This window comes from Streptomyces sp. NRRL B-24572 (assembly GCF_002156145.1).
GTDB lineage: Bacteria > Actinomycetota > Actinomycetes > Streptomycetales > Streptomycetaceae > Streptomyces > Streptomyces vietnamensis.
This window is the reverse complement of the sequence record NZ_MWIG01000354.1, coordinates 1-24,552: the sequence shown is the minus strand read 5'-3', so window position 1 is coordinate 24,552 and position 24,552 is coordinate 1. Positions and strand designations below refer to the sequence as shown.

Here is a 24,552-nt window from a genome sequence, read left to right as displayed (position 1 = left end):
GCTGAGCCGGCCCGGCCGGCACCGGGTCGGCGTCGAGGCGGCCGACCCCGCGGAGGCGGACCTGCCGTGGGAGACCCTCCTACCACCCGGTCGCGACCTTCCCCTGGCGCTGGACCCCGACGTCGATCTGTACCGGTCGACGCGGCACACCGGAAGGCCGGCCCCCGCCACCCCCGGCGGGCCCCTGCGCATCGTCGCCGCGGTCGCCGCACCGGACGACAGCTCGGGGCGACTCCTGGACTACGAACGGGAATGGGCGAGGATCCTGGACGCCGTGGAGCCCGGTCGCCGCACGGGCCACCGGGTACGCGTCCTGGAGTGGGGCAGCACGGCGGCGATCCGGTCCGCGCTCGACGCGGAGCCCTGCGACGTCCTGCACGTCTCCTGCCACGCCCGCCCCGGCGCGCTGCTCCTGGAGACCGCCACGGGCGAGGAGGACGCGGTGGACGCGGCCCGCTTCGTACGGGACGTCATGCCGTCCGACGGCGGGGTGCCGCTCATCGTCCTGGCGGGCTGCTCCACCGCACGGGAGGGACAGGCCGAGCTGCCGGGTCTGGCCAGGAGCCTGCTGGACAACGGGGCCCAGGCCGTGCTGGCGATGAACAGCGCCGTCAGCGACGACTACGCGATCGAACTGTGCGCACGACTGTACGAGGGTCTGGCGAGCCGCCCGGACACGGACCTGCTCACCGTCTTCTCGGAGGTGCGCCGGGAGCTCGCGCGTGAACCGCGTCCGCTTCCCGAGTGGGCGACGCCGGCGCTGTTCCTCGCCGATCCGGCGTCACGGCCGGGCGGCGCCCTCTCCGCAGCGCCTCGCGACGGCGCCCCCTCCGCGACGCCCGAGTCCCTCCCCCGGGAACCCGACGCACAGGCGGTCGTGGTCGACGGCACGGTCCGCGGGCGGCACGACTTCGTCGGCCGCAGAAAGACCCTGCGACAGCTGGCCGGCACCGAGCCGCGGATCCTGCTGCACGGCATCGGCGGCGTCGGCAAGACGAGCCTGGCCGCCGAACTCGTCCGCCGCTTCACGGCCGCCGCGGCGGACGGCGTCGTGGCGGCCGTCGCCGGTGAGACGGACACCGGCACGATCATGGAGCAGCTGCGCCGCGGCCTTGGCGCCCACTGCGCCCGCAAAGGGCTCACGGAGACCGATCCGCTCCACCAGTGGGTGATCGCCCTGAACGAGCCGGGGCGGGACTGGCGGGAGCTGCTCGATGTGCCCGCAGCGGCGGCAGCCGTACCGCTCCTGCTCGTCCTCGACGACGCCGAGGACAACCTGGACGCGGATCACCGGCTCCGCGACGGGGAACTCGCGGAGTTCCTCGACGTCTGGGCCCGGCGGCACGGCATCCTCGTGACCAGCAGGTACCCCTTCCCGGTCGCGGGAGTCGAGAGCCTTCACCTCGGGCCGCTGACCTGGCAGGAGACCCGGAAGCTGATCTGGCGCCTGCCGGGCATCGACGCCCTGTCGCCGCCCGAGCAGGCTCAGGTGTGGGCGCGTCTGGGGGGCCACCCGCGGTCCCTGGAGTACCTCGACGCGCTGCTCCGGGACGGCGTGGCACGCTTCGACGAGGTGAGCGCCCGGCTGGGCGCCGCACTGACCGGCCGTGAGGTCGCGCCGGGCGGCGGTCTTGGGCCGATGCTGCACGAGACCGGTGCGCTGATCGCGCAGGACGTGCTCCTGCCGCAGCTGCTCGCCCGGCTCGACGAGGCGCCCGCGGCACGACGGTTGCTGCTGGGCGCGGCGGTGTACCGGCTGCCGGTGGACCGGACGGGCCTCATCTGGCAGATGGCGAAGGCCCCGGCCGAACCACCCGAACCACCCGATCCGTCCGGTGAGCCCGGCCCGTCCGACGCGGCGCTGCCGCCGCCGGAGCCGGACGGCCTGGACGAGGCCGTCGCACGGCTCCTGCACCTGGGGCTCCTCGCGCCGGCCGGCGACGGCTACCTGGTGCACCGCTGGACCGCCGCCGCCCTGGCGCGCGTCGCCGGACCGGAACGGCTGACCGATGCCCATCGCAGGGCGGGCGCGTACTGGGCGTGGCGGAGCGGCACGACGACGGCACAGGACGAGTACATCGGCCACGTACTCGAAGCGAGGTTCCACGAACTGGCCGCCGGCCGTGTGCCGAAGGCCATCGACCACACACAGCGGGCCTGTCACGAACTCGAGCGGAGCGGCCAGTGGGCCCGGGAGGAACGGCTGCGACACGAGGCGCTGTCGATGACCGTGCCGGGGTCGCTGCTCGCCGCCGAATGCCTCGCGGAACTCGGCGGCCTTGACGCGCGCAGGGGGCGGTACGCGCAGGCCGAGAGCCGCTACCGCCAGGCGCTGACCCGCTTCGAGGAGCTGGGGGCCGAGGACCTGGTCGCGGGCGTGCTGCACAACCTGGGCCTGCTCGCCGAGCACCGGGGAGACCCCGCCGAGTCCGAGCACCTGTACCGGCAGTCGATGTCGATCTCGGAACGCATCGGCGAGCGCGGGCGGGTGGCCATCACCCTGCACCAGCTCGCCGACCACACCAGCCGCCGGGGCGACGACCGGCTCGCGGAGCAGCAGTACATCGAGGCGCTGACCATCTGCGAGGAACTGGGCGATCTCGCGGGGATCGCGGCGGCCCAGCACCAGATCGGGATCCTGGCGTTCCGCGCGAAGGACTACACGAAGTCGGAACGGTGCACGCGCGTCGCGCTCTCCCACCACATGACCCTGGGCGACCGGATGAACGAGGGGAACGGCTGGATCAGGCTGGCGAGGATCGCCCTCGCCCGTTTCGACGACGCGACGGCGCAGGCGCACGCGAGGACCGCCCTCGAGATCTTCGAAGGGATCGGGAGCAGCACGCACATCGCCGAGACCTGCCGACTGCTCGGTGAGATGGCCCGCGATCTCGGGGACCTGTCCTGGGCGGAGGAGTGCTTCTCCCGTGCGAGCGCCGTGTTCGCGGCGCTCGGGGAGCGGGGGAACCTCGCCGCGTGCAACCGGCAACTCGGTGCCGTACGAACCGTCCTGGGGCGGGTGGAGGACGCGGTGCCCCGCACGATCGACGCCTGGCTCGAAGGACAGTGGGACCGGGGCGGGAACGAGGACCTCGACTGGCTCGTCGTCCAGCGCCTGGAGCTCGGCGCCGACACCTTCGACCGGATCGTACGGCGGCACCTCGATGCCCCGACGGCGGACGAGGTCACGGACCTCACCGCGCAGTGCACCCGGTTGCTCGCCTCCTCCGCGAGCCGGTCGCCGCTGGGCAGCGCCTACGTACAGCTGGCGATCGCGGCGATCGCGCGCGGCGAGTACGGGCGGGCCCGGATGCTGCTGATGCGTGCGCTGCCGGTGTGCGAGGCGGCCGGCCACACCGAGGCCGTCGCCAAGTGCCACGAAGACCTCGGACGCGTGAACCTGGAGACCCGCTACCTGGAGGCGGCAGAGCGAAGCTATCTGGCCGCGCTCGCGCTCCACGAACGGCTGGGGAACCACACCAACCGGGCCATCGCGCTCCACCAGCTCGGCCACGTCTGCCAGGAGCGGGGCGCCTACGAAGAGGCGGAGCGGTACCTCCGTGCCTCGGTGGCCGTGAAGAGCCGGCTGGGCAACCAGGCGGGGGTCTCCAACAGCACCTACCACCTGGGCCAGGTCGCCCAGGCGCAGGGGAACCATGAGACGGCCGAGCAGTGCTACCGCTCGTGCCTCGCCATCGACGAGGCGCAGGGCGCGTGGGCGGAGGTGGCGCTCGACTACGGCGCACTGGGCAACCTGCGCGCGGAACAGGGGCTTCCCGAGGAGGCGGTGCCGCTGCTGGTGCGGGCGCTCTTCCTCAACCAGCGGTTCAAGCCGGACAACTCCGTCCTCAACATCACGGCCCTGCGCCGACAGCGCGCCGAGCTCGGCGACGAGGAGTTCACCCACCTCCTCGGCCGCCACTTCGACCGGGCGTCGGTCTCGGCCGTCCTCTCCCACACCGCGCTACTGCCGACGCCGGAGCGCCGTACCGGACCATGACGCGCTGTTCCCCGCACGAGGCATACGCCCACCACGCCCGCGCCGGGACCAGCGCCCGTCGAGGGGGCCGGTGGCGCGGGACGGCGCCGATCCCGGCTCTCGTCGACTTCTGGCGATGAACGACCGGGCACAGGCGGACGGGGACGGCGTCAGGCGAGGCCGTCCCAGCCCCAGCGCGGAGTGGGGCCGGGGTTGCCGAGGTCCGTACCCGGGGCCGAGGCCGAGACGTCCTTGGCGATCCGCGTGCCCCAGTCGAAGTACTCCACCACCCGGCGGCGCAGCAGGGCGTCGTCCGGAAGCTCCTTCTCCACGGCCGCCGTCATCAGCTCCATCCAGCGCAGTCGCTGTTCCTCCGTGATGCCGAGCCCGAGATGGGCACGGAGCAGGGCCTGGTGCCCGCCGTGCTCCGCCGTGAACTCGGCAGGCCCCGAGAAGACCTCGGCCAGCCACACGGCCACGTGCTCCACATGGGTGGCGGTGAAGTCGGCGAAGACGGGTGCGAGGAGAGGATCGGCCAGGACCGCCTCGTAGAACGTCTCGGAGAGCCGGCGCAGCGCGTCGGCACCTCCCACGGCCTCGTACAGGGTGTTGGTGTGTTCGGCGCTCATGGAAGGCCTCCGTGATCCGGGATGCGTTCTCCCAGCTTTCACACAACACGGCCCGGAGCCAAGGATGTTCGCTCTCGGCGGGGCGACAGGGGGGCTGAGCGGCAGGGGGGCTGAGCGACCGTACGAGCAGGGGCCGCCGCCACCGGGCGTGCCCGTTCAGCCGAGCGAGAGCGGGAACCGCACGGCCGCTTCGGACAGTGCGGCCCGTTCGGTGCTGCCGGGCATGCGACGGCCCGTTCCCACGAGCAGCGCGTCCGTGTCGGACAGCTCGGCCGGGAAGGGCGCGCCGGCGATCCGCTCGAGGAGTTCACGTGCGGCGGCCAGGCTCTCCGCGGGCGGTCGTGGGGCCCGCCGCAGTTGCGCCACGAGGTCCAAGTGGTGCAGGGTCCACTCCAGGACGTACGCGGAGAGGTAATCGCCGACGGTGAGCACCTCGCCGCGCGTTCCGACCGCGAGGCCGGGGTCGGCGAGCACGGCGGCGCGTCCGGCGGCGGAGCCGACGTCGTCGAGGTGGAACTTCAGCAGCCCCGGGTCCTCGTACGCGGCGGCGAGCCGTACGGTCAGCGCGTCGAGCGGATCGTCGCCGGTCGGCGGTGCGTCGGCGACCTCCCAGTAGCTCGCGGCGTCGCGCGTCGGCGGCGTGCCGGCGGGCGTCGCGAGGGTGATCAGGACGTCCTGGGCATCGATGACGAGGTGACACACCAGGTCGCGTACGAGCCAGCCGGTGCAGCCCGACGGCCGGGCGAAGTCCTCGTCGGCGAGACCGGCGACGGCCTCGCGCAGTGCGGTCCACGAGCGTGAGAAGTCGTCCACGCCCGCAAGCTACCAACACGGGCGGTCCGAGAACCGTCGCGATGGCGGTGCTGCGGCGGATTCGGCCGTTCTCGTCGCCGCTGCGCTGCTCAGCTCCCGTCGACGAGGTGCTGGATGCCGGGACCGTAGAGGTCCGCGAGTCGTTCGGCGGTGGTGTGGGCGGTGGCGCCGTCAGGACGGTGGAGGCTCAGGGTGGCGCCCAGGCCAAGGAGTTGGCCGGCGATGAGTTCGGCGCGCAGTCGGGCGTCGGGGCCGGTGAGGACACCGGTGAGGTGGTCGGTGATCTGCTCGCGGAAGCGGGCACGCAGCAGGGTGCGCTCGTCCTCGAAACCGAGGGAGAAGACCACGCGCAGGAGCGGGTCGCCGCGGAGCCGGTCGCGGAGGTCGACCATGGTCAGGACGAGGTGCCGACCGAGGTCGGGAAGCGGAGCGCCGAAGAGTTCGGCGGCGGCCGGGCGGAAATCGACGACCGCGTTGAACAGGGCTTCCTTGGTGCCGAAGCGTTTGACGATCAAGGAGGGGCTCACCCCGGCCGCCGCGGCGATGCCGCGCATGGTGACCTCGGCGTACGGCTTGAGCGTGAACGCCCGCCGCGCGGCGCGGATGATGGCATCGCGTCCGGTCTCCGAGCCTTCCGGTCCTTCACCGGCGCGGGATTCCCCGGCTTCCCGGCGGACGGTTCGCTCCGCGCCGGCCGTGGCCGGGGAGGCGGGTTCGTCGGCGGTGCTCATGCGTTCCCTCGGGCGACGTGGGTGGGTGGTGCCACCGTGACCGTACCGTCCGGCCGGTCGCCGTCGCGCGAAGCGTCCCGGCTCGGCCGGTCGGACGGCAGGAGGAGGCCGGCGACGAGGGCGGCAAGGGCCGCTCCACCGGCGATCAGGAAGATCAGCAGGTAGGCGTGGAGCGTCGGTGCGGTGCGGCCGTCCGCCACGAAGGTCACGCGGGCCAGTACGGCGGTGACCACGGCGCTGCAGCAGGCCTGGCCGACGGAACGCATCAGGGTGTTGAGCCCGTTGGCCGACGCGGTCTCGCTCACCGGCACGGCCCGTATGACGAGGACGGGCAACGCGGAGTACGCGATGGCGGTGCCGCAGGAGACCACGGTGGCGCCGGCGACGATCAGCCAGAGGCTGTGGCTGGTGAAGAAGCGCACCACGTAGCCCAGGGCCATGACGACGGCCGCGACGGCGAGCGCGGTGCGGGGCCCGTACGCGGCGGAGATCCGCGCCGAGAGGGGGGACAGGGCCACCATCGCGAGCCCGCCGGGCAGCAGGCAGAGTCCGCTGACGACGATGGAGGCGCCGAGGCCGTAGCCCGTGCTCGTGGGTTCCTGCACGAGCTGGGCGGTGACCAGGGAGTTGGCGTAGAACGAGAAGCCGATGAGCAGGGCCGCGACATTGGTCAGCAGCACGGCGGGCCGGGCGGACACCCTCAGGTCCATGATCGGGGACGGGGCGCGCAGTTCGTACCGGCCCCAGAGCAGACCCACGGCCACCGAGGCGCCGAGCAGGCCGAGCGTCAGCGCGGAGGACCAGCCCCAGCCGGAGCCCTGGGTGATCGTCAGGAGCACACCGGTCAGCACGACGGCGAGGCCCAGCGTGCCCGGCACGTCGAAGCGTCCCCGGGAGCGCACGCCTGACTCCGGCACGATCCCCAGCACGAGCAGGAAGTCGAGCAGGCCGAGTGCGGCGGATGCCCAGAACATGGTGTGCCAGTCGAAGTTCTCCGTCACGACGGCGGCCAGGGGCAGTCCGATCGCCGCGCCGATGCCGAGGGTGGAACTCATCAGCGCGATCGACGGCAGCACGCGCTCGGCGGGGAGTTCGTCGCGGATGATGCTGATGCCGAGCGGGATCACCGCGAGAGCCGTGCCCTGGAGGGCCCGGCCGGTGATCAGTGCGCCGATGTCGGAGCTGACCGCGCAGAGTACGGAGCCGAGGGTGAGCACCCCGAGCGACGCGAGGAGCACCCGTCGCTTGCCGTACATGTCGCCGACCCGGCCGAGCACCGGAGTGAACACCGCGCCGGTGAGGAGGGTGACGGTCACGAGCCAGCCCGCGGCGCCCGCGCTCGCCCCGGTCAGCTCGGGTATGTGCGGCAGCAGCGGGACGACGAGGGTCTGCATGATGGCGACGAGCATGCCGCAGAAGGCGAGGACGGGAACGACGAGCCGGGAACGGGCGTGTCCGGGAGTCGTGCCGGATGCGGATGCGGCGGAGGTCATCGTGCTCCAGAGACGGTGCGAGGGCCGGAAGGGCAGGGGTGTACGAGTGTTCACCCCCAAGGTAAACAAGTGTGCACCCCGCGCCAAGACCGGGCCCCGCCGCATCCGGCACGACGGGGTGTGCGCCCCCGTCGTGCCGGACGTGGCGGCGCGGGTGATGCTGGGGGCATGGGTGGCGCGTTCGGGCGATGGCCGTCGCCCGCCTACCGGGCGGCGGCACGCGGGGCTCTGCGCGTCACGATCACCGCCTCGGCCGGGTTCTATGTGTTCCTCTACGGCTTCGACTCGGCGATCGGCGCGACGTACGCGCTGTTCGGCGCGATCGCCATGGCCGGGCTGTCGCGTCTCCCGGGCTCCGGGCGCCGGCGGGCCACGCTGCTGCTGGGCCTGGTGCCGGTGTGCTGGGTGTTGATCACGCTCGGCACCTACCTGTCCGTGCGGACGTGGAGTGCCGTGGCCGGCATGCTGGTCGTCGGGTTCGTGCTGGCGTTCATGGCTGTCGGCGGACCACGGTTCGCGGGCGCGGCCACGGGCCTGCAACTGATGTACATCCTGCCGTCGTTCCCGCCCTACGACCCCGGTTCGCTGGGCGAGCGCCTGGCGGGGGCGAGCTTCGGGCTCGTCCTGCTGATCATCGCGGAGCTGACGCTGCTGCCCGAGCCGGCGGCCCTGCCCTACCGGGAAAGGGCTGCCCGGGCCGCCGACGGTGCGGCGCGCTGCGCGGACCGGCTGCGTTCCGCCCCGTACACACTGCCGGAGGCCGCGCTGAGCACCGCCCGGGCCTTGGGCGAGGGGCTGCGTTCCTCCCGTGTCCCGGAGGCGGAACGGCCTGCCGGAGCGGGGGTGCGGCAGAGGGCACTGGCCCACACGGGCCTGGCGGCGCGCACCCTGCTCGGCCGGCTGGCGGTGCTGCCGCCGCCTCCCCGGGGTGCGGTTCCGCCCAGAAGATCCGGAGCCTGGGGAGCCGGGGGAGACGGAGCGGAGCCGGACGCGCCGGCGGGAGGACCGGCCCGGAAAGGCCGGGCCGGGGCGGCCGAGGCGCCGGAGACAGAGGGCCCGGACCCCCTGCGGGTGGTCGCGGACGTGGCGAGGGAGACCGCCGCCCGGCTGCGGGGCGCGATCCCCGACGGTCGGGCGCATGCCCGCCTGCGGCGGATCCGTCAGGCACTGACGGCAGCAGAGGACGCGCCTCCCGCGGTGCTGCGCCGCAATGCGGCGCTCCTGGAGGTGACGGACGCGGCGCTCGCGATGTCCACCGCGGCCGACATCGCCGTACGGGGCCGGGCGGCCGACGCACCGGCGCCGGGCCGGTTCTGGTACGCGCGGATGCGGGCGCCACGGTTGTGGTGGCGGCGCCTTTCGGGCCACGTCGGCGGCCGGTCGGTGTTCTTCCAGAACGCCGTACGGATCAGTCTGGCCCTGGCGGCGGCCCGGCTGATCGCGGGCGTCGACACGCTCCCGCACGGCTTCTGGGTGCTCCTCGCCACCCTGACGCTGACGCGCACGACGGTACGGGAGACCCGGACGACCATGCGGAGGGCGCTGACCGGCACGCTCGTCGGCGCGCTGGTCGCGGCGGCGTTGCTGGCGCTGGTCGGTACCGACATCGAGGTCTGTGCGGTGGCGCTGCCGCCGCTGATGCTGGTCACCTTCACGCTGGGGCCGGTGAAAGGCGTCGGCTGGACGCAGGCGCTGTTCACGGTGGTGGTCGCCCTGGTCTTCGCACAGCTGGCGCCGGCCACCTGGCGGCTCGCCGAGTTCCGGTTGCTCGATGTGCTGACCGGCAGCGCGATCGGTGCGGTGTTCGGACTGCTGGCCTGGCCGCGGGGTGCCCACGACGAGTTGCGGCGGTCGGTCGCGGTGCTGCTGCGGATCGCCGCGGAGATCGTCGTGGCCACGACGGCGCAGATCGCGGCGGGCGGGTGGCGCGTGCCGGTGGTCACCGCGCCGGGCCACCGGTCGCTGCAGCATGCCCTGGTCATGGCGGAGTCGGCGTACGCGCAGTACCAGAGCGAACCCGAGGGGCCCGTTTCACCGCCGGCCGGTCAGGACTGGCAGGCCGCACTGATCGCCGGGCACCACACGCTGTGGGGCGCCGACCGGCTGCTCGTACCTCCCGAGCCGGTCGTGGTTCCGCCGCTGGGGAGAGAAGCCGCGGAGGCCGTCATCCGCGCGGGCGACCGGGTCGCGGCGGCCATGCTGCTGACCTCCGCCCGGATGGACCCCACGGGGGACACGGCGGAAACGCCGGTACCACTCCACACCTCGACGACCTCCGCCGCCGGCGCCGACGACCCGCCCGGCGCACCACGCGTGTACTACGCGACGGTCTCCTGGCTGACCTCACTGAAAACGGACCTGGTACGGCTCACGGGCGAGGCCGAGACCCGTGCCGACGCACTGGTCGGCCGGGCTCCGAACGCAGCACACCCGCCTTCCCCCCGGCCGCGTTCCTCCCAGTCCTGGCGGCCCCGCCCGGTTCGGCGGCCGTGACGACCACCCCCTCCGTAAGAGGATGCCCGGCTCGGCCGCGCCGCACCGGGAACCCGGGAAACGTCGCGGCGGATTCGCCTCCCTGAAGGGTGCCGCCAGGACGGACCGCCCCTCAACGCCACGCGAATGAGCAGACCGCCGACCCCGCATTGCGTATGCGTATTACGCATCAGAAATGCTACGTTGGCATCGTGTTGAGTACGGAAGAGGTCCTCAGGCTCACGGTGGCCGCGCTCATGTCACGGGCGGGCGAGAAGCAGGGCGACCTGGCTGCCGCGCTCGGGCTGTCCCAGGCCCAGGTCTCCCGCAAGCAGTCCGGCGGCGCCCACTGGTCGCTGGAGGACGTCGACCTGCTCGCCGCGCACTACCGCCTGGCCGCGCTCGACCTGTTGGCCGGTCCGACGCATGCCATCGGTGTCCTGCACGGCGCTGCCCCGAGCCTCACGCCCGGCACGCTCACCGTTCCCCCGGTACGCCCGGAACCCCCGGTACGCCCGGAACCCCCGGTACGCCAGGAACCCCCGGCCTCCGAGCCGACGGCCGCCCCTGCCGCCGTGCCGTCGGTCCAGCCCCCCGCAGCCGCGGTGCAACCGTGCGTGCTGTGCGGGCAGCCGACACGGCACGAGCTGGAGGGCTTCCCGCAACACTTGACTGCGGAGGACTGCGCGGAGGCCATGGCTGCGGCGAGCGCGCCGCCGGCCTCCGCCCCGCTCCCGGGCGCCGAGGAGACACCCGCCCCGGCTCCCGCGGCCCAGCCGCCGACGATTGCCGTCACTCCGGCCGCTCCGGTCGTTGCGGCTGAGCCCGCCGTGCCGGCCACGCCGGCCACCCCGGCCACGCCCGCCGAACAGGCCGCGTCCGCCGTACCGGAGACGGCCGAGCCCCGACGGAACACCCCCGGGTACGCCTCCGGGACGCTGGTGGAGCAGATCTCCGACCGTGTGCACGAGGTGCTGGCGGCGTGCTCCGGCGACACGGAGGCGGCGCAGGCCGAGCTGATCAAGATGGCCATTCCCGATGTGATGACGCTCCTGAAGGCGTCCCGGGTGGGCGGCCGCTACGAGCATTCGGAATTCCCGCCGACGCAGGAGATCCTCCGGAAGAAGTCCCAGAAAGGCGCGGACGAAATCTGGGAGGGCCGCCCCAAGTGGCGGAACCCCGAGCTTTTCGCGGCGGCGAAGCGAGGCGAGGAGATCGAGGTGACCGCCCTCGACATGAACGCCGCCTACCTGTCCGCGCTCAAGTGCTGGCTCCCGATCGGCCGGCTCGTCGAGGACACCAGCGGCGTCCACGACCCGAAGAAGGCCGGCGTCCACCTCATCACCCCCGCCGCCTGGGACCACACCGACCTGCCCAACCCGCTGGGCAACCGCATGGAGCCGGGGGAGCTGTGGGTCAGCGAGTCCACACTGCGCCTGCTCCTCGACTGCGCCCGGCAGGATCTCGCGGACGCCCCGCTGATCCACCGGTCCCTGGTCTCCGGCGCGTCCGAAGCCCTGCTGGAAAAGCTCCGCCGGGCACTGGCCGAATCCCGGAGAACCGCCCTCGCCGAGGGCGACGAACTGACCGTGGCGTACGTGAAGGCCATGTACTCCAAATTCGTGTCGACCATCGGCGAGTCCAGCGCGAACCGCGAACTGCGCCGCCCGGACTGGATGCACATCATCCGGGCCAAGGCATTCGCCAACCTGTGGATGAAGGCCGACAAGGCGCGCAGGGCCGGGCTCCAGGTCGTGGAGATCTCCGGCACCGACGAACTCCACGTCGTGGGCGACTGGCGCCCGGTGTTCCCCGAAGGCCGGGACCTGAACCAGGTCAAGGAAAAGGCCACCTACATCCTGGGAGGTAAGCGCTGATGGCCGGATCACCCGACCTCTGGTCCCGATGGGGAGAATTCGGGAGGTTCAACACCCGGGGCATGAAGGGCGGCGAAGCCCTGATTCTGGAGCTCAACCGGATCGTCTACTCCTCCGGCATCTCCTCGCCCGTCACCTCCAAGCGAGGACTGGCCGCCCGTCTGCGCTACCTCGACAGCCCGGCCGGCCGCGCCGCGCTGAAGGACCAGGGCGTCACCGCCCGCACGATCCGCGCCTGGACGAAGGGCAGGTCCACCCCCACCGCGGCGAACCGCGAACGCATCGACGGCGCGTACTGGATCCGGCGACGGGAGAACCTGATCCGCTCCGGCTGGCTCAAGCGCCACCTCGACAACGACGGCCGCGGCCGCCGGATGGAGATCTATCCCGTCGACCAGAGCCACGTACCGGCCGAACGCCTCCGCCCCAACCTCCAGCAGCGGTCCATCACCGTCCGCTACATCTGGGGCGACCTCGTCGACGCCTGGGCCGCCCAGGACGCCGACACGGTCGACGAGATCTGGGACGACGTCATCAGCGACCTCGACTCCGACTACAACGCCTACGCCCACGTCTCCTCCGTCGGCATCGGAGCCTGACCAGGAGGACGCCATCCGGCGCGCCCGCGGCGGGCCCGTCCCCCGCACCACGCGGCCGGCCCCGGTGAGGGCAGCCCGGGGCGGGGCGCCCGAGGACGGTTCGCTCGGGTCAGTGAGTCCAGTAGTCACGCTCCGGCAGTTCGACCCATACATCGGGAGGACCGACGACGGCGCGCGCGTCGGTCGGACACAGTCCCGCGAACGCGCAGGCACAGGCCACGGCCTTGTACTGGTAGAGGTAGGCGTTCAGCACCTCCTCGGGGGCGTCGTTCTCGTACGGCCCACCACCCGGGTGGAGGTCCCAGCCCTCGACGGTTCCGTGACGGGCGACGCTGCCCTGGTTGCCGCTCTTGGGATTGGCGTACAGGCCGTAGCAGACGGTTCCGGCGGACAGTCGGGTCAGCACGCCCGGCATCTGCGGCGCGTATCCCCACGGTTGTGTCACCATGCACCCGCCCGGCACGGACGTCACGCCGATGAAGCGCAGGCTCTCCTCCATGTCGTACTCGTACGGGGCTTCGAGCAACTCGTCGACGACCTCGCCCTCCACCGGTGCCGCCTCCAGACGGCGGACCGCTTCGGCCGCGTCGATCCCTGCCACGCAGGCCAGCCCCGTGCCCTCGTAGTGGAACTCGCCCAGCGCCGCGATGAGCCGGTCGGCCTCCCGCGCTGCCGCGCGCTCCGTGTCGGTCAGGGACACCTGCGCCGGTACCGGGAAGAGGTCCGGCGTCGGTCCGGCGAGGCTCAGTCGCCCCGGTGACCAGCCGCCGATCGACGGCCGCCAGGGATCGGCCCCGGCAGCGGCGAGGGCACGCGCGTTCTCCGGCTTCCTGGAGACGACGGCCTCCCACAGGGCCGTCACCCCGTCCTCCAGCGCGTCCACGTCCGCCACGCGACCGGCCGGCTCGGCGACGACCTCCGGAGAGCCGAACAACGCCGCACGGTGCAGCGGCCGACCCCCGCTCCATCGCCCGGAACGATCGGGTGGCCGACCGCGTGACGAGCCCGGTCGGCCTGCTGCCCCCACGCACATCGCGAGCACGGCACCGCTACGGCGCCGCGGTCGGCCGAGCGGCGGGTACTGCCCGGCCCTCGGCTCCGTACGGGGAGGCCGGGCGGCAGCAGGTCCGCCTCAGACCACCGAGAGCAGGTCCACCACGAAGACGAGCGTCGAGCCCGCCGGGATCAGCGACGAGGGGGACTGCTTGCCGTAGCCGAGGCGCGGGGGAACGATGATCTCGCGCCGACCGCCGACCTTCATCCCCCTGATCCCCCGGTCCCAGCCCTTGATGACCCTGCCGCCGCCCACGGCGAACTTGAACGGCTGACCCCGGTCCCAGGAGGCGTCGAACTCCTTGCCGGACTCGAAGGTGACCCCGACGTAGTGGACCTGGACGACCCTGCCCGGCCTCGCCTCGGGCCCGTCCCCGACGACGAGGTCCCGGATGGTCAGCTCGGTGGGAGCGTCACCCTCCGGAAGGTCGATCTCGGGCTTCGTCGGTTCACTCATCGCAGCCTCATCACTGTCCGCCGGAGGTCCGCGTACGGACCAGCCGGGCGCATGGTCACTCCATGCGGTAGACGATCACGCTACCGAGAACGCCGCCCCCGGGGTGCGTCGGACCCCACGGGCACGGCGCTCAGCGTGACCAGGTGTGTTACGTCTTCGGTACGGCCATGGCGAGGCCCGAGCCGACCGGGTGCTCGTCGTCGACTTGCTGATCGTCCCGGACGAGGTCTGTGGTGCCCCCGTACCCGCAACGACCAGCGGTGCTTGACGACCACCCTGGGGACCAGACACACGCCATCGCAGATGGCTGCTCCTCGCACCCGCGGAGACGGCCCGGCCGGGCGCAAGAACTCGATCACCTGGCCACCCGGCACGAGCGACTCGGGAACAGCTGCTCACCCCGTCGTTCGCGGTCGGGGCGACGTCCGGGCGCTCACTTTCTGAGAGCGCGGTAGGCCGCCACCGTCTGCTCCAGCGCCTCCTCGACCGGGGTGGCGACGGCGCCCAGCCGGTCCCGGACGAGGCTGGAGTCGACGACGAAGGGCTCGGCGAACTCGTACTGCATCTCGATGAGTTCGCGTACGGTGCGGTTCACCGCGCCCATCGCGTACAGGGCGAACGTCGGCATCCGGCGCAGACGGGCGGTGCCGGGGCGGCCGGTGGCGTGGTGGGCCAGGTCGACGAGCTCGCGGGTGGTGCGGGTGTGCGGGTCGTTGGGGAGGTGCCAGATACGGCCCGGGGCGTCGGGGTGGCGGCCCAGGAGGGCGAGCGCCTCCCCGATGTCGGGGAGGTAGGTGTACGTGTGCGGCTGGTCCGGGTCGCCGAGGACGGTCGCGGTGCGCCCGGCGAGGAGGGCGGGGAAGACGAGGTCGCCGAGGTTGGACTGGGCGCCGCCGCGCGGCCCGAAGTAGTCGGAGGCGCGACCGATCGCCACCTCCACGCGCCCGGCCTTGTGCGCGGCGAGCAGGTCCTGCGCCATCCGGCCCCGGAGCCGCCCCTTGCGGGTGGTCGCGGCGTCGGGGGTCTCCTCGGTGAAAGGGCGGCCTCCGGGAGGTCCGTAGCTGTAGACGTTGTCCATCGAGACCATGCGGGCACCGGCCGCCTCGGCCGCGGCGAGCACGCCGGCCTGGAGGGCGGGGAACTCCTGCTGCCAGCGGTGGTACGGCGGGTTGAGCGCCTGGTAGACGACGGCCGCGCCGACCGCGACGGCGGTGGTGAACGCGGGATCGGCCGCGTCGCCGGCGACCACCTCGACACCGTCGGGGACGTCCGCTCGGCCGGATCGGTTGACGATGCGGACCGGCTCTCCTCGGCGTACCAGTGCCTCGGCGACGGCCGTGCCCACGGCGCCGGAGCCGAAGATCACGTGACGGGGTGCGGTGGTGTGCTTCATGCGTCGACCTCGTGGAGGGAGCCCGAGCCGGTGGTCCGGCCGGGGGAGGTGGCGGGCAGGAGCCCGTGGAGCAGGATGCCGGAGAGGGCGCAGAAGGCGAGTGCGCCGGTGGCGCCGAAGACGGTGAACCGCGCGTCCACCCCGACACCGGCCAGGGTGGTCACCGTCCAGCCCGCCGCCCACAGGACCGGCGTCGCCGCCGCCCAGGGCCACGGCGGGCGGGCGGTGCGCGGCAGGGCGCAGGCCTGGGCCACGCCGAGCAGGACGCCCTCGACGGCGCCCATGAGCGCCAGTGAACCGAGATCGGTGCGATGGCCGACCAGGGCGGCGCCGAGCAGAAGCCCGAGCCCGCTGCCTGCCGCGGTGGCCGCGCCCCAGCGCGGCGGGCTCAGCCGGCCGGAGGAGACGAGCGCCTGCGCGACGCCGATCACCGCCCCCGTCACGACCCCGCCCACCAGGGCGCTCATCGCGTCGTCGACCGGACCGGCCGCCGCGCGGCCGGCGAGGCCGGCGATCGGGAACGCCAGGAAACCGGCCGTCCATCGGGTCCAGACGCGCAAGGCGGGGCGTCTGGGACCGCGGATGAGGGCACGCATGGGAGCACCTCCATTTTCTGTACGCCGTGCAATTAATGTACGCCGTGCAAAAATGACTCGTCAAGGTTTCGGGTCAGGACGGGCGAGGAGGCGTACGGATGGCACAGGACGCGCCGCCGGCGAAGCGGGGCCGGAAGCGGGCGGTCGGCGAGGACGAGGTGGTCGCGGCGGCCATCCGGCTGCTCGGTGCCCGCGGCGCAGACGCGGTGAGCATCCGGGGCATCGCCGCCGAGCTGGGACTCGCGCCGAATGCCGTCTACACGTACTTCCCCGACCGTGCCGCAGTGGTACGCGCGGTCGTCGAGCACCTGCTCGGCGAGACGGACCTCGCGGCCCTCACCGCCCGCGACACGCCCTGGCGGGACCGCATCCACACGCTCGCCGCCGACCTGCGACACCGCCTGCTCGCCCACCCGGGCGCGGTCCACCTGCTGCTCTCCGGCCCGATGGACGGCCCTCACGCCCTCGCGCTCGGCGAAGCCCTGCTCATGGTCCTCGAGGACGCCGGCCTCGACCCGACGGAGGCGGCGCGCGCCTCGTACCTGCTGATCGTCCAGGTCCTCGGTGCGATCGCCCTGGAAGCCGCCGAACTCCCCTCACCCGCGCCGCCCCCGCCGCTCGACGAGCGGGTCGCGACCCGCCGGGAGCAGCTCCGCGCCGTCCCCGCCGACCGCTACCCCCGTACGGCTCGGGCGGCGGACACGATCGCGCAGTTCGTCTCCGACGAGCAGTACGTGTGGGGGCTCGACCGGGTCCTGGACGGCATCGCGGGGCGGGCGAAGGACTGAGGCTCCTTCCGGCGTTCCGCCATCGGCCCGCCGAGGGTCTGTCCGGCGGATCAGGGTCGGATAGGCCCTGGTCCTGCGTCCTGCATCCATGCCGCCCCGTCCCTTGCCGGACTTCCTGCCGACGAGGATCCGGCGGCGGCCGACCGCAGGGCGCGTGAGCGAGAGGGCGGGCGAAGAAGCCGCACCGGCCCCCGTGCCGGTGCGGCCCTCCTCAGCTCGGGTACGCGATCGAGCCCAGCGGCGGACAGGGGACGAGCGTGGTGCCGGCGCCGGGGCGTTCGACGAAAGCCCGGGCCTCGGCGGCCCGCAGACGTCGGGAGTCCAGCTCGTCGGCGTGCCGGGCATCGTGCCTGGCGCGGGCGTAGTCCCACGAGTCGTCGATGAGGCTGAGGCTGGTATTGCCGGAGCTGCGCTGGAACTCGGCCTTCATGACGACCTGTTGGAGTGCGGTCTGGGCCGCGGCGAGATCGAGGCGGGTGATCAGGACGCCGGGGGTGTTCGGTTCGCGGGTCGGCATGGGGGCCTGGGGGAGCGGCGACACCCCGGTGTCGAGGCGGTCGATGTTGTCGACGGTCGCTTGCTGGGCGTCCTGCGACATGATCTGCATTTCCTGGTGCAGCCAGAAGAACTCGTCGAGGTCGGCCTGGGTGATGCGCATCCGCTGGTACAGGGCTCGGAATCGGGGATCGTCGTGCAACGGGCGCATGGCGGCGACGTGGAGCGCCACGCAGTCGTTGTAGCCGGCCGACACCGCAGCGTCGAGGTGGAAGACGGCCCGGTCCGTCCGCCCTTGTACGCAGGCCAGGTCGGCGAGGCCCGTGTGGCCCGCGGCGACGAGCCACGTGCCGTGGGGGCCGAGCGCCGTGGCGCGCGCGACGACGTCGTGGAGACCCGCGGTGGTGGTGCCCACCGCGGCGGGGCCGTTGGTCAGGAACCCCACCAGCAGTTCGTGAACACGGGTGGCCAGTGAGTTGACGGTGTCGACCATGGATCTCCTCGTACCTCGGTGGTGAAGAGCGAAAGGGGTGAGTCTCGGGCAACTCCCGTAGACATGACGGGCGGACGGGGGAACGGGTTCCTGCTCGGGCCGGGTGTGATCGTGATGTGGGCACGGCGGCCCATGGAGGTACTGACGCCGATGGAGGTACTGACAACGGCGTCGCGGTTGCGGTTGCGTTGCGGTCGCGGTCGCCCGGAGCGGACGCAAGTCGGTGGGGCGCGACCGAGCGCGTCACACGGGCAGCGCCCCGGCGGGGTGACCGTGTTCCCGGCCGCATGCGGTGAGGGCGAGGACTCCCCGGCCCGAGGTTCTGGTGTGCGGTCCGAGTGCTCCGGGGTCGACCGACAACCGCGCCGCGATGTCGTCGGCGTAGCAGGTGTCGGGGATCTCGAGCTCTTCCTTGACCTGGTGGTACCGGGTGGTGAACGCGTCGGAGTCCGAGGTGTCCACGTCGTCGAACGCGTCGTCGGGGAAGCCGTCCTCATGCGGCAGGAGGTAGCCGGCCTCGGCCGGGTGCGAGGGTCCGTCGTCGCCGTTCTCCTCGGCGTCCTCCGCGTCGTAGTGACGTACGACTTCTCCGTCCTCGGCGATGCACCAGGCGGTCCAGCCGTCGCCGCAGCTCATCCCGTACCACTGGGCGGATCCGAAGCGGCGGCTGAGGTCGGTGCACCGTTGTCCCACGACGAGGGGAAGGGCCTCGTCCCGGTCGTCCGCGTCTTCGATGCGGTGGGTGTCCCGGGAGGAGTCGCCGAAGACGAGCGTCCAACCGTCCAGGGCAGGACTGACGAAGACGCGGGAACAGGCGGCGTGCGGATGGGTCCGGTCCCAGTCGTGGTGGTCGTGGTTCCAGGCCGCCGCACCGGTCCGAAGGGTGACCGGCTGCGGGCTGTCGAGATCGAACGCCTCGAGTACGGCGTCCTGGTCGGTCGTCGGCACCGCGTACCAGGAACCGCACAGGTGCATGCCGTCCGGGACCTCGGCCGACAGCTTGATCTCCGTCAGCCGACGCCAGGCGTCCCGGTCCTTGGAGTCGAGACCCGCAGGCCCCGCGATGGTAGCCAGGGCCTCGAGCGCGCCGGCTCGTACCCTGGGGCCGGATGCGGGCAGACGGCGAACACGCTGCAGGTCGGGCACACCTGCGGTGCCGATCGCCTTGAATGCCCGGACCGCTCGCTGCCGGACCTCTGGTTCAGGGTCTCCCAGCGAGGGGATCAGCCGGTCGATGAACCGCACCGCCGCTTCGCCGCGACTCTGGAGGGCGAAGAGAGCGCCGCTCCGAACCCGTGGGTGCGCATGATTCAACAGTGGTGCGTAGACCGCCGGATCGTCCACCTCGAGTCGTCCCAGCGCCCACCCGACCCTACGCGCGATCTCGGGCGAGTCCGCGGCCGCGACCGCGTGTGCCAGGGGGAGGAGAGCGGGCTCCCCGATCCGGCACAGGACGTCCGCCGAGACCGTCCACTCGACGGGCGACTGCTCGTCGCAGAGCACGTCCAGCACCGCACCGACGACAGCGGCTCCCTGCCCCACGAGCGCATCCCGCGCCGAACGGGTGCGCTCCCAGGAACCCGAGAGGGATTCGATCAGCAGTTCCATGTCCATGGCGGGCACCCTAACCGGGTGCACTGACAGGAGGTCACCTGCTCAGTAGCGCCGGGCTCGAACCCTGAGCGACGAATGACCACGGTTCACGGGTCGGGGAGATCTCACGGACGAGCAGGGGGCGGTGGCTGTCGCCGGCATTGGGCAATCGCGGATTGTGGGGGTCCTTGTCCTGGGCGAGTCTGGCCGGGGCCGGTCGTGTGTGCCGGCCCGGGTCCGACGAAGGGGAGGGCACGGCTCGTTCACAGCACCTTCGGCAAGACGGCGTTTCGAGGCGTCTTCGCCCGACGACGTCTCCCGGCGTCTGCGGCTGAACTTCGTTGACGGCCGGCGGGTTCCGGCGGAGTCCGGGCTCGTACGGAAGAAGGTCAATCCGGCGGATTTCTCCGATGCGATCGGGGGTTCCGCGGAACCGGGCGGTGTCGATGCCGACCGCGCGGCCGACGCCGCCGGGGCGGCACTGCCGGGCCTGGCGGGCCCCGGGCCCGATCGAACGAGCCGCGTATCTGGCGGAGGCGGGCCGGCCGCTCACCGCGCGGGCCGACGAGTTCGCCGCTGCGATCACCCGTGAGCAGGGCAAGCTCCTGCCGGAGACCCGGGGTGAGGTGGTCAGGGCCCGCGCGGTGCTGGACTCCACGTGGGGCAGGCACGGCTGCTGGGCGGAGTGGCAGTCCCGGCGGAGGACCCGCGGACCCTGGCGTACACCTTCCGCGTTGACGCCCCTGACGGCGGCACTCCTTGGCGAACAGTGTCGGCGCGCGCAGCAGTCCGGGGTCGTTCATCATGACCTCGGCGCCAGCGGTGAGCATGCGCTCCAGGAAGGGCATGCGGCCGTCCGTGATCGCTCGCTCGTGGTAGGCGTCCTCACTGCCGTCGACGCACACCACGACGACGGGACGGCGGGGCCGAGGGTAGCGGCGCCCGTTCACTGCCAGCGGTTCGGTCATGCGCGGATCCACCCCTGATGGTCGAAGTCGCCGGGACGGCCGCCTCCTCCCACCAGGTACGCCGTCTGGAAAAGTCCTCGAAGGCCACTCCGATCGACCGGTCGGGCACCCGGATCCGGCCGACGGCGAGGTACTGGCCGAGTACGGCAAACGGGTCTTCCTCCTGGCCCAGGAGGAGGTCGCCGCGGTCCAACAGGTGAGCGGCCCGGCCTCCGGACGCCCCCTGGTCGGCGGCTCGACCACGGTAGGAACCCACCTGCTCCCACCGCTCCTCGCGCGTTTCGCCCAGCAGCATCCCGGCATCGACTGCGACATCTTCGTGGGCGACAACGAAGCGGTACTGGACCGGCTGGTCGCCGGCGACATCGGCATCGTGGTCGTGGCCGGCGTGCCGACGGCATCACGGCTGGTCACCGAGACGGTACTGGACGAACGCCTGGCGCTGATCTCGGAGCACGCCGTAGTGGACGACGTCCGCGTGGGAACCCTTCCCGCCGCAGCCGTTCGCCTTCGTCCCCGCCCCGCGCGACCCCGGCCGCGAGGGAGGCCGCCTTCCACGACCACGCCCGCCGAGCGCGGCCGACGGGGGAGAACATGCAGGCCCTCGTCGGGGTGACGCGAAGAGTGCCAGCCGGACGGAACGGACAGGTTCTAGCCGACCACCCGTGGGGGCGGTCTCGGGCGGCCTCCGGAGGCCGGAGGACAACGCCGGAGGGCAACCGCGCATCTGGCCGGGCACGACGAGATCCTCGGCCTGGCCCACTTCGACCACGGCCTGATCGTCTTCCTCGAAGCCGCAGGCGTTCTCGCCCCGGAGACGGTGACCGACGCCCCGGCCCGGCCCGGGCCGAATGGAACGGCGGCCGCGCCCATGCGTCGAATGACGCTCCCCGCCGACTGGAAGGAGCGCATGGACGTCCGCACGGTGGGAGGCGTACACGAACGACCAGGACTCACCCGTCTCCCCGCGTCTCCCCGGCCGAGGTCACCGGATCGCTCCGAGAAGCTCTGCTCCTGCGGAACGCCCGTCACCGCGGACCGGACCGTCCCCTTCTTCAGGAGTGGGAACGTCCCTGTCCTCCCGGGCTCCCGGCACGCGCCCTCAGCCCGTCGCGGACGACCGCTCGGGCGCGCTTCGCGGCCTCCGGGTGACCGTCCAGGTGCTCCAGCATGCGACAGGTGCCCACCAGGATTGCCGTCAGCTCCGGCACCTCCAGGTCCCGTCGCACCACACCGGCCTGCTGGGCGCCGTCGAGGAGGGCGGCGAGCACCTCGCGCAGGGCGCGCCCGGCCTCGGAGGTGGCGGCCCGGACGTCGACTCCCGCATCCGCGAGCGCAGCGGCGAAGGCATTCTTGACGGGGGACTGATCCAGCACCAGGTCGAAGAACGCGAAGAGGGCGTACGTCGGCCCGGGTTCGGCCATCAGTCGCTGCCCCTCGTCGGCCAGCCGTTGCAGTCGTCGGACGAGTACCGCTTCCAACAGGGCTTCCTTGGTGGGGAAATGCCGGAACACGGTGGCGATGCCGACCTTCGCCTCACGGGCGATCTCCTCCGTGGACGCGCCGGTGCCCCGCTCGGTGAAGACCGCCTCGGCGACCTCCAGCAGCCGCGCACGGTTCCGCCGCGCGTCGGCGCGCAGGGGCTTCGCGCCTGTGTCGGGGGGAGTCTGATCTGTCGTCAAGTGATCCTCGCCATGCCTGGACAAACGGAGTGGGCTATCCGTATCGTCAGAAACGGAGTCACCTATCCGATTATAGGCGGCGGGATCACGGAGGTAAGCCATGTCCGCACCAGCTACGCCCCGCGAGGTCTTCGGGAAGTTGACGGGTCTCATCTCGGCGGGCAAGTGGAGTGAACTGCCCGAGCTCTACGCGGAGGACGCCGAGGTGGAGATCGTCTTCTCGCCGGTCCCCCCGCGCCGCGTCCACGGCCGGGCGGAGCTTCGTAAGCGCTTCGATGCTCTGGGAGCCTCTGACGCGATTCGCCTGCGTGCCGAGAACATCCGCGTCCACGAGACCGACGACCCCGAGGTGGTGATAGCCGAGTTCGACTACGAGGGCCTGTACCCCGCCACCGGCCGCGCCTTCCGCACCGCCAACGTCCAGGTGCTGCGCGTCAGGAATGGCCTGATCGTCGAGACCCGCGACTATCACGACCACCTCGCCTTCGCCGTGGCGGACGGCCGCGCGAGCCAGTTGCTTGCCGCACTGGACCGGTGAGGCCGACTGGCACGTGATGGTGCGTCAGGCCGTGTCGGATGCGGCGCCGAGGTCCCGCGATCACTCTGGGCGGCAGCCCGGCAGTGATGGTGGCCCGCTCGGGAAGCGGCCTTCGGCGCCCAGGTGTGGTTGCCGTTCGGGATGTCGTCCCCGCCAGAGGCGGGCCCACGGCCGTCACCGCGCGCCGGCGGGGAAGGTCCCGCGGCTGCGTGCGACGCCGTCTCGTGATGTGTCCCACCTGGGTGGTGACCGGCCTCGCCGTGGACAAGGTGGACAAGGTCGGCTGCGTCCCGTGCCTGCGGGGACGGTCCGGTGTTCCTGGCCGGCCCTACCGACTCGTGGATGCCGGCGGCCGGTTGCGGTTCCCCGCGGGCGGCGGGTTCCTGGGGAGCGATGCGGCCGCCGTCCGTCGCTCGGGATCAGGCCACCAGGTGTTGGCGGGCAGGAGACGCGAGTCCGACTCCGAGTGCGCAGCCGACGAGGAGCCCGACGCCGTGGTTGTTGGCGAGGAGACAAAGGACGAGACCTGCGGCGGGGACGAGGAGGGCCACCCGTCGCAGGGCGATGACGCTGCCGCGCGTCGCGTAATGGGCGCCGAGTGCGCCGACGAGGCCGCAGATCGCCACCGAGTCGCCGCCTCCTCGGAGACTCCAGCCGGCCATGCTCACCGCCTGTGCGATCACACCGCTCGTCGTGAAGATCAGCACCATCCGCCAGGGACCGAAATGCCGCTCGGCGACCGGGGCGACAACGGCCAGCGCAGCGAGATTGAAGACGAGTTGAAACCATCCTGAGGACTGGACCGTCAAGGCGGTCACGGCTCGCCACCACGCGCCATGAGGGTGGCGCTCCAGCGCATCGATCATGGCGGGGGCGACCACCTGGGCCACGCCGAGCGCCACCATGGCGCCCGTCAGCCCCGCGGCGGCTCTCGGTACCGGCCGCCGCCACGACTGCAGCAGGGCCGACGGAGGAGCCTTCTCCTCGCCGTCCTTCACGGCGAGCGCCGCCAGGAGTTGGACACCCGACACGACGACGGCCGCAGCGCACCCGTAGAGCAACACACTATGCATGTCCATGCCCATAGCCTGTCAGGTGGTGCAGCAGACCCTGCAGGTACTCCCGTCCCGACGGCGACGCACTGCCGGCCCGGGCAGCGTCAAAGGCGCGGTGGGCAACACGTCACCCGGTCGGAACGCGAAACGGTTCGCCGACGGAGGCGGCGAACCGTTTCGAGAGTCCAAGGGCTAGCTCAGCGTCCTCACCGCGGCAGCGTCGTACGGCTTCAGTTCGTCGGTCCGCCCCGCCAGGACCTTCGCCGCCCATTCCGGGTCCTGGAGCAGCGCGCGGCCGACGGCGACCATGTCGAACTCGTCGCGCTCCAGACGGTCGAGGAGGTCGTCGATGCCCTGAACCGGAGCGCCCTCGCCCGCGAAGGCGTGGATGAAGTCGCCGTCGAGGCCGACCGAGCCGACGGTGATGGTGGGCCTGCCGGTGAGCTTCTTGGTCCAGCCCGCCAGGTTCAGGTCCGAGCCCTCGAACTCGGGTACCCAGTGGCGGCGGGTGGAGGCGTGGAACACGTCGACGCCGGCCGCGGTGAGCGGGGCCAGGATCGCCTCCAGCTCCTCCGGGGTCTCGGCGAGCCGCGCGTCGTAGGCGTCCTGCTTCCACTGCGAGAAGCGGAAGATCACCGGGAAGTCGGGCGAGACGGCCTCGCGGACCGCGGCCACGATCTCGGCCGCGAACTTCGTACGGGCCACGGGGTCGCCGCCGTAGGCGTCGGTACGGCGGTTCGTCCCCGCCCACAGGAACTGGTCGAGGAGGTAGCCGTGGGCGCCGTGCAGTTCGACGCCGTCGAAGCCGATGCGCTCGGCGGCGGCGGCGGCCTCGGCGAAGGCGCCGA

Annotated in this window: 20 protein-coding genes and 1 pseudogene; 8 read left to right on the top strand and 13 right to left on the bottom strand. The window is 72.4% G+C overall.

The genetic code is table 11. The features are described 5' to 3' along the window. The coding region (locus CCN56_RS21665) for a tetratricopeptide repeat protein (RefSeq protein WP_086829192.1) at positions 1-4,000 on the top strand (4,000 nt) is incomplete at its 5' end. 149 nt (positions 4,001-4,149) lie between these two features. Here the strand turns inward: CCN56_RS21665 and CCN56_RS21660 are convergent. The 4 genes from CCN56_RS21660 to CCN56_RS21645 form a co-directional block, all read right to left on the bottom strand. Then, entirely contained in the window at positions 4,150-4,608 is a 459-nt protein-coding gene (locus CCN56_RS21660) for a group II truncated hemoglobin (RefSeq protein WP_086829190.1), read from the bottom strand. A 156-nt stretch (positions 4,609-4,764) separates the two neighbouring features. Next, on the bottom strand, positions 4,765-5,421 hold the full coding sequence (locus CCN56_RS21655; RefSeq protein ID WP_086829188.1) for a maleylpyruvate isomerase N-terminal domain-containing protein: 657 nt from the start codon (positions 5,419-5,421) through the stop codon (positions 4,765-4,767). 89 nt (positions 5,422-5,510) lie between these two features. Beyond that, on the bottom strand, positions 5,511-6,152 hold the full coding sequence (locus CCN56_RS21650) for a TetR/AcrR family transcriptional regulator (RefSeq protein ID WP_086829186.1): 642 nt from the start codon (positions 6,150-6,152) through the stop codon (positions 5,511-5,513). Then, complete coding sequence (locus CCN56_RS21645; RefSeq protein WP_086829184.1) at positions 6,149-7,645, bottom strand: MFS transporter; 1,497 nt, start codon at positions 7,643-7,645, stop codon at positions 6,149-6,151. The genes CCN56_RS21650 and CCN56_RS21645 overlap by 4 nt, the downstream gene beginning before the upstream one ends. 168 nt (positions 7,646-7,813) lie before the next feature. Between CCN56_RS21645 and CCN56_RS21640 the strand changes: the two genes are divergently transcribed. From CCN56_RS21640 to CCN56_RS21630, 3 genes are all read left to right on the top strand, one after another. After that, a complete protein-coding gene (locus tag CCN56_RS21640; protein WP_086829182.1) occupies positions 7,814-10,138 on the top strand; it encodes an FUSC family protein in 2,325 nt (774 codons plus the stop codon). A gap of 191 nt (positions 10,139-10,329) precedes the next feature. Continuing rightward, positions 10,330-11,994: a helix-turn-helix domain-containing protein gene (locus CCN56_RS42000; RefSeq protein WP_256962081.1), complete on the top strand. Its 1,665-nt coding sequence runs from the start codon at positions 10,330-10,332 to the stop codon at positions 11,992-11,994. Beyond that, a complete protein-coding gene (locus CCN56_RS21630; RefSeq protein WP_086829181.1) occupies positions 11,994-12,593 on the top strand; it encodes a hypothetical protein in 600 nt (199 codons plus the stop codon). The genes CCN56_RS42000 and CCN56_RS21630 overlap by 1 nt, the downstream gene beginning before the upstream one ends. A 109-nt stretch (positions 12,594-12,702) precedes the next feature. Here the strand turns inward: CCN56_RS21630 and CCN56_RS21625 are convergent, their stop codons facing one another. The 4 genes from CCN56_RS21625 to CCN56_RS43320 form a co-directional block, all read right to left on the bottom strand. After that, positions 12,703-13,527, bottom strand: a complete 825-nt coding sequence (locus CCN56_RS21625; protein ID WP_256962079.1) for an ankyrin repeat domain-containing protein — start codon at positions 13,525-13,527, stop codon at positions 12,703-12,705. A gap of 198 nt (positions 13,528-13,725) precedes the next feature. Then, positions 13,726-14,103 (bottom strand): FKBP-type peptidyl-prolyl cis-trans isomerase, encoded by a 378-nt coding sequence (locus CCN56_RS21620; protein WP_086829179.1) that lies wholly within the window; start codon positions 14,101-14,103, stop codon positions 13,726-13,728. Positions 14,104-14,536: 433 nt separating this feature from the next. Beyond that, positions 14,537-15,496 (bottom strand): NAD-dependent epimerase/dehydratase family protein, encoded by a 960-nt coding sequence (locus CCN56_RS43325; protein WP_086829178.1) that lies wholly within the window; start codon positions 15,494-15,496, stop codon positions 14,537-14,539. After that, a complete protein-coding gene (locus CCN56_RS43320) occupies positions 15,493-16,092 on the bottom strand; it encodes a hypothetical protein (RefSeq protein ID WP_086829176.1) in 600 nt (199 codons plus the stop codon). The genes CCN56_RS43325 and CCN56_RS43320 overlap by 4 nt, the downstream gene beginning before the upstream one ends. A gap of 98 nt (positions 16,093-16,190) precedes the next feature. On the opposite strand from CCN56_RS43320, the gene CCN56_RS21605 reads away from it, so the two are divergent. After that, on the top strand, positions 16,191-16,880 hold the full coding sequence (locus CCN56_RS21605; RefSeq protein WP_086829174.1) for a TetR/AcrR family transcriptional regulator: 690 nt from the start codon (positions 16,191-16,193) through the stop codon (positions 16,878-16,880). Between the two features lie 211 nt (positions 16,881-17,091). Here CCN56_RS21605 and CCN56_RS21600 read toward each other — a convergent pair whose 3' ends face one another. Both CCN56_RS21600 and CCN56_RS21595 read right to left on the bottom strand, forming a co-directional pair. After that, on the bottom strand, positions 17,092-17,868 hold the full coding sequence (locus CCN56_RS21600; RefSeq protein ID WP_086829172.1) for a hypothetical protein: 777 nt from the start codon (positions 17,866-17,868) through the stop codon (positions 17,092-17,094). A 243-nt stretch (positions 17,869-18,111) separates the two neighbouring features. Beyond that, complete coding sequence (locus CCN56_RS21595) at positions 18,112-19,482, bottom strand: HEAT repeat domain-containing protein (protein WP_086829170.1); 1,371 nt, start codon at positions 19,480-19,482, stop codon at positions 18,112-18,114. A gap of 389 nt (positions 19,483-19,871) precedes the next feature. Between CCN56_RS21595 and CCN56_RS45880 the strand changes: the two genes are divergently transcribed. Continuing rightward, positions 19,872-20,447 (top strand): aldehyde dehydrogenase family protein, encoded by a 576-nt coding sequence (locus tag CCN56_RS45880; protein ID WP_143664589.1) that lies wholly within the window; start codon positions 19,872-19,874, stop codon positions 20,445-20,447. Continuing rightward, positions 20,428-21,045, top strand: coding sequence for a LysR family transcriptional regulator (locus tag CCN56_RS21585; protein WP_086829168.1), 618 nt, complete (start codon positions 20,428-20,430; stop codon positions 21,043-21,045). The genes CCN56_RS45880 and CCN56_RS21585 overlap by 20 nt, the downstream gene beginning before the upstream one ends. 439 nt (positions 21,046-21,484) lie before the next feature. On the opposite strand, the gene CCN56_RS21575 is transcribed toward CCN56_RS21585, so the two are convergent. After that, positions 21,485-22,111 carry a TetR/AcrR family transcriptional regulator gene (locus CCN56_RS21575; protein WP_218779433.1) on the bottom strand — a complete coding sequence of 209 codons (627 nt, stop codon included), beginning with the start codon at positions 22,109-22,111 and terminating at the stop codon, positions 21,485-21,487. A 100-nt stretch (positions 22,112-22,211) separates the two neighbouring features. Here CCN56_RS21575 and CCN56_RS21570 point away from each other — a divergent pair, with 100 nt between their 5' ends. Next, positions 22,212-22,649 (top strand): nuclear transport factor 2 family protein, encoded by a 438-nt coding sequence (locus tag CCN56_RS21570; RefSeq protein ID WP_086829164.1) that lies wholly within the window; start codon positions 22,212-22,214, stop codon positions 22,647-22,649. A 419-nt stretch (positions 22,650-23,068) separates the two neighbouring features. On the opposite strand, the gene CCN56_RS21565 is transcribed toward CCN56_RS21570, so the two are convergent. Then, a complete protein-coding gene (locus CCN56_RS21565) occupies positions 23,069-23,734 on the bottom strand; it encodes a rhomboid family intramembrane serine protease (protein ID WP_086829162.1) in 666 nt (221 codons plus the stop codon). A gap of 162 nt (positions 23,735-23,896) precedes the next feature. Continuing rightward, a pseudogene (locus CCN56_RS21560) lies at positions 23,897-24,552 on the bottom strand (12-oxophytodienoate reductase); the annotation flags it as partial.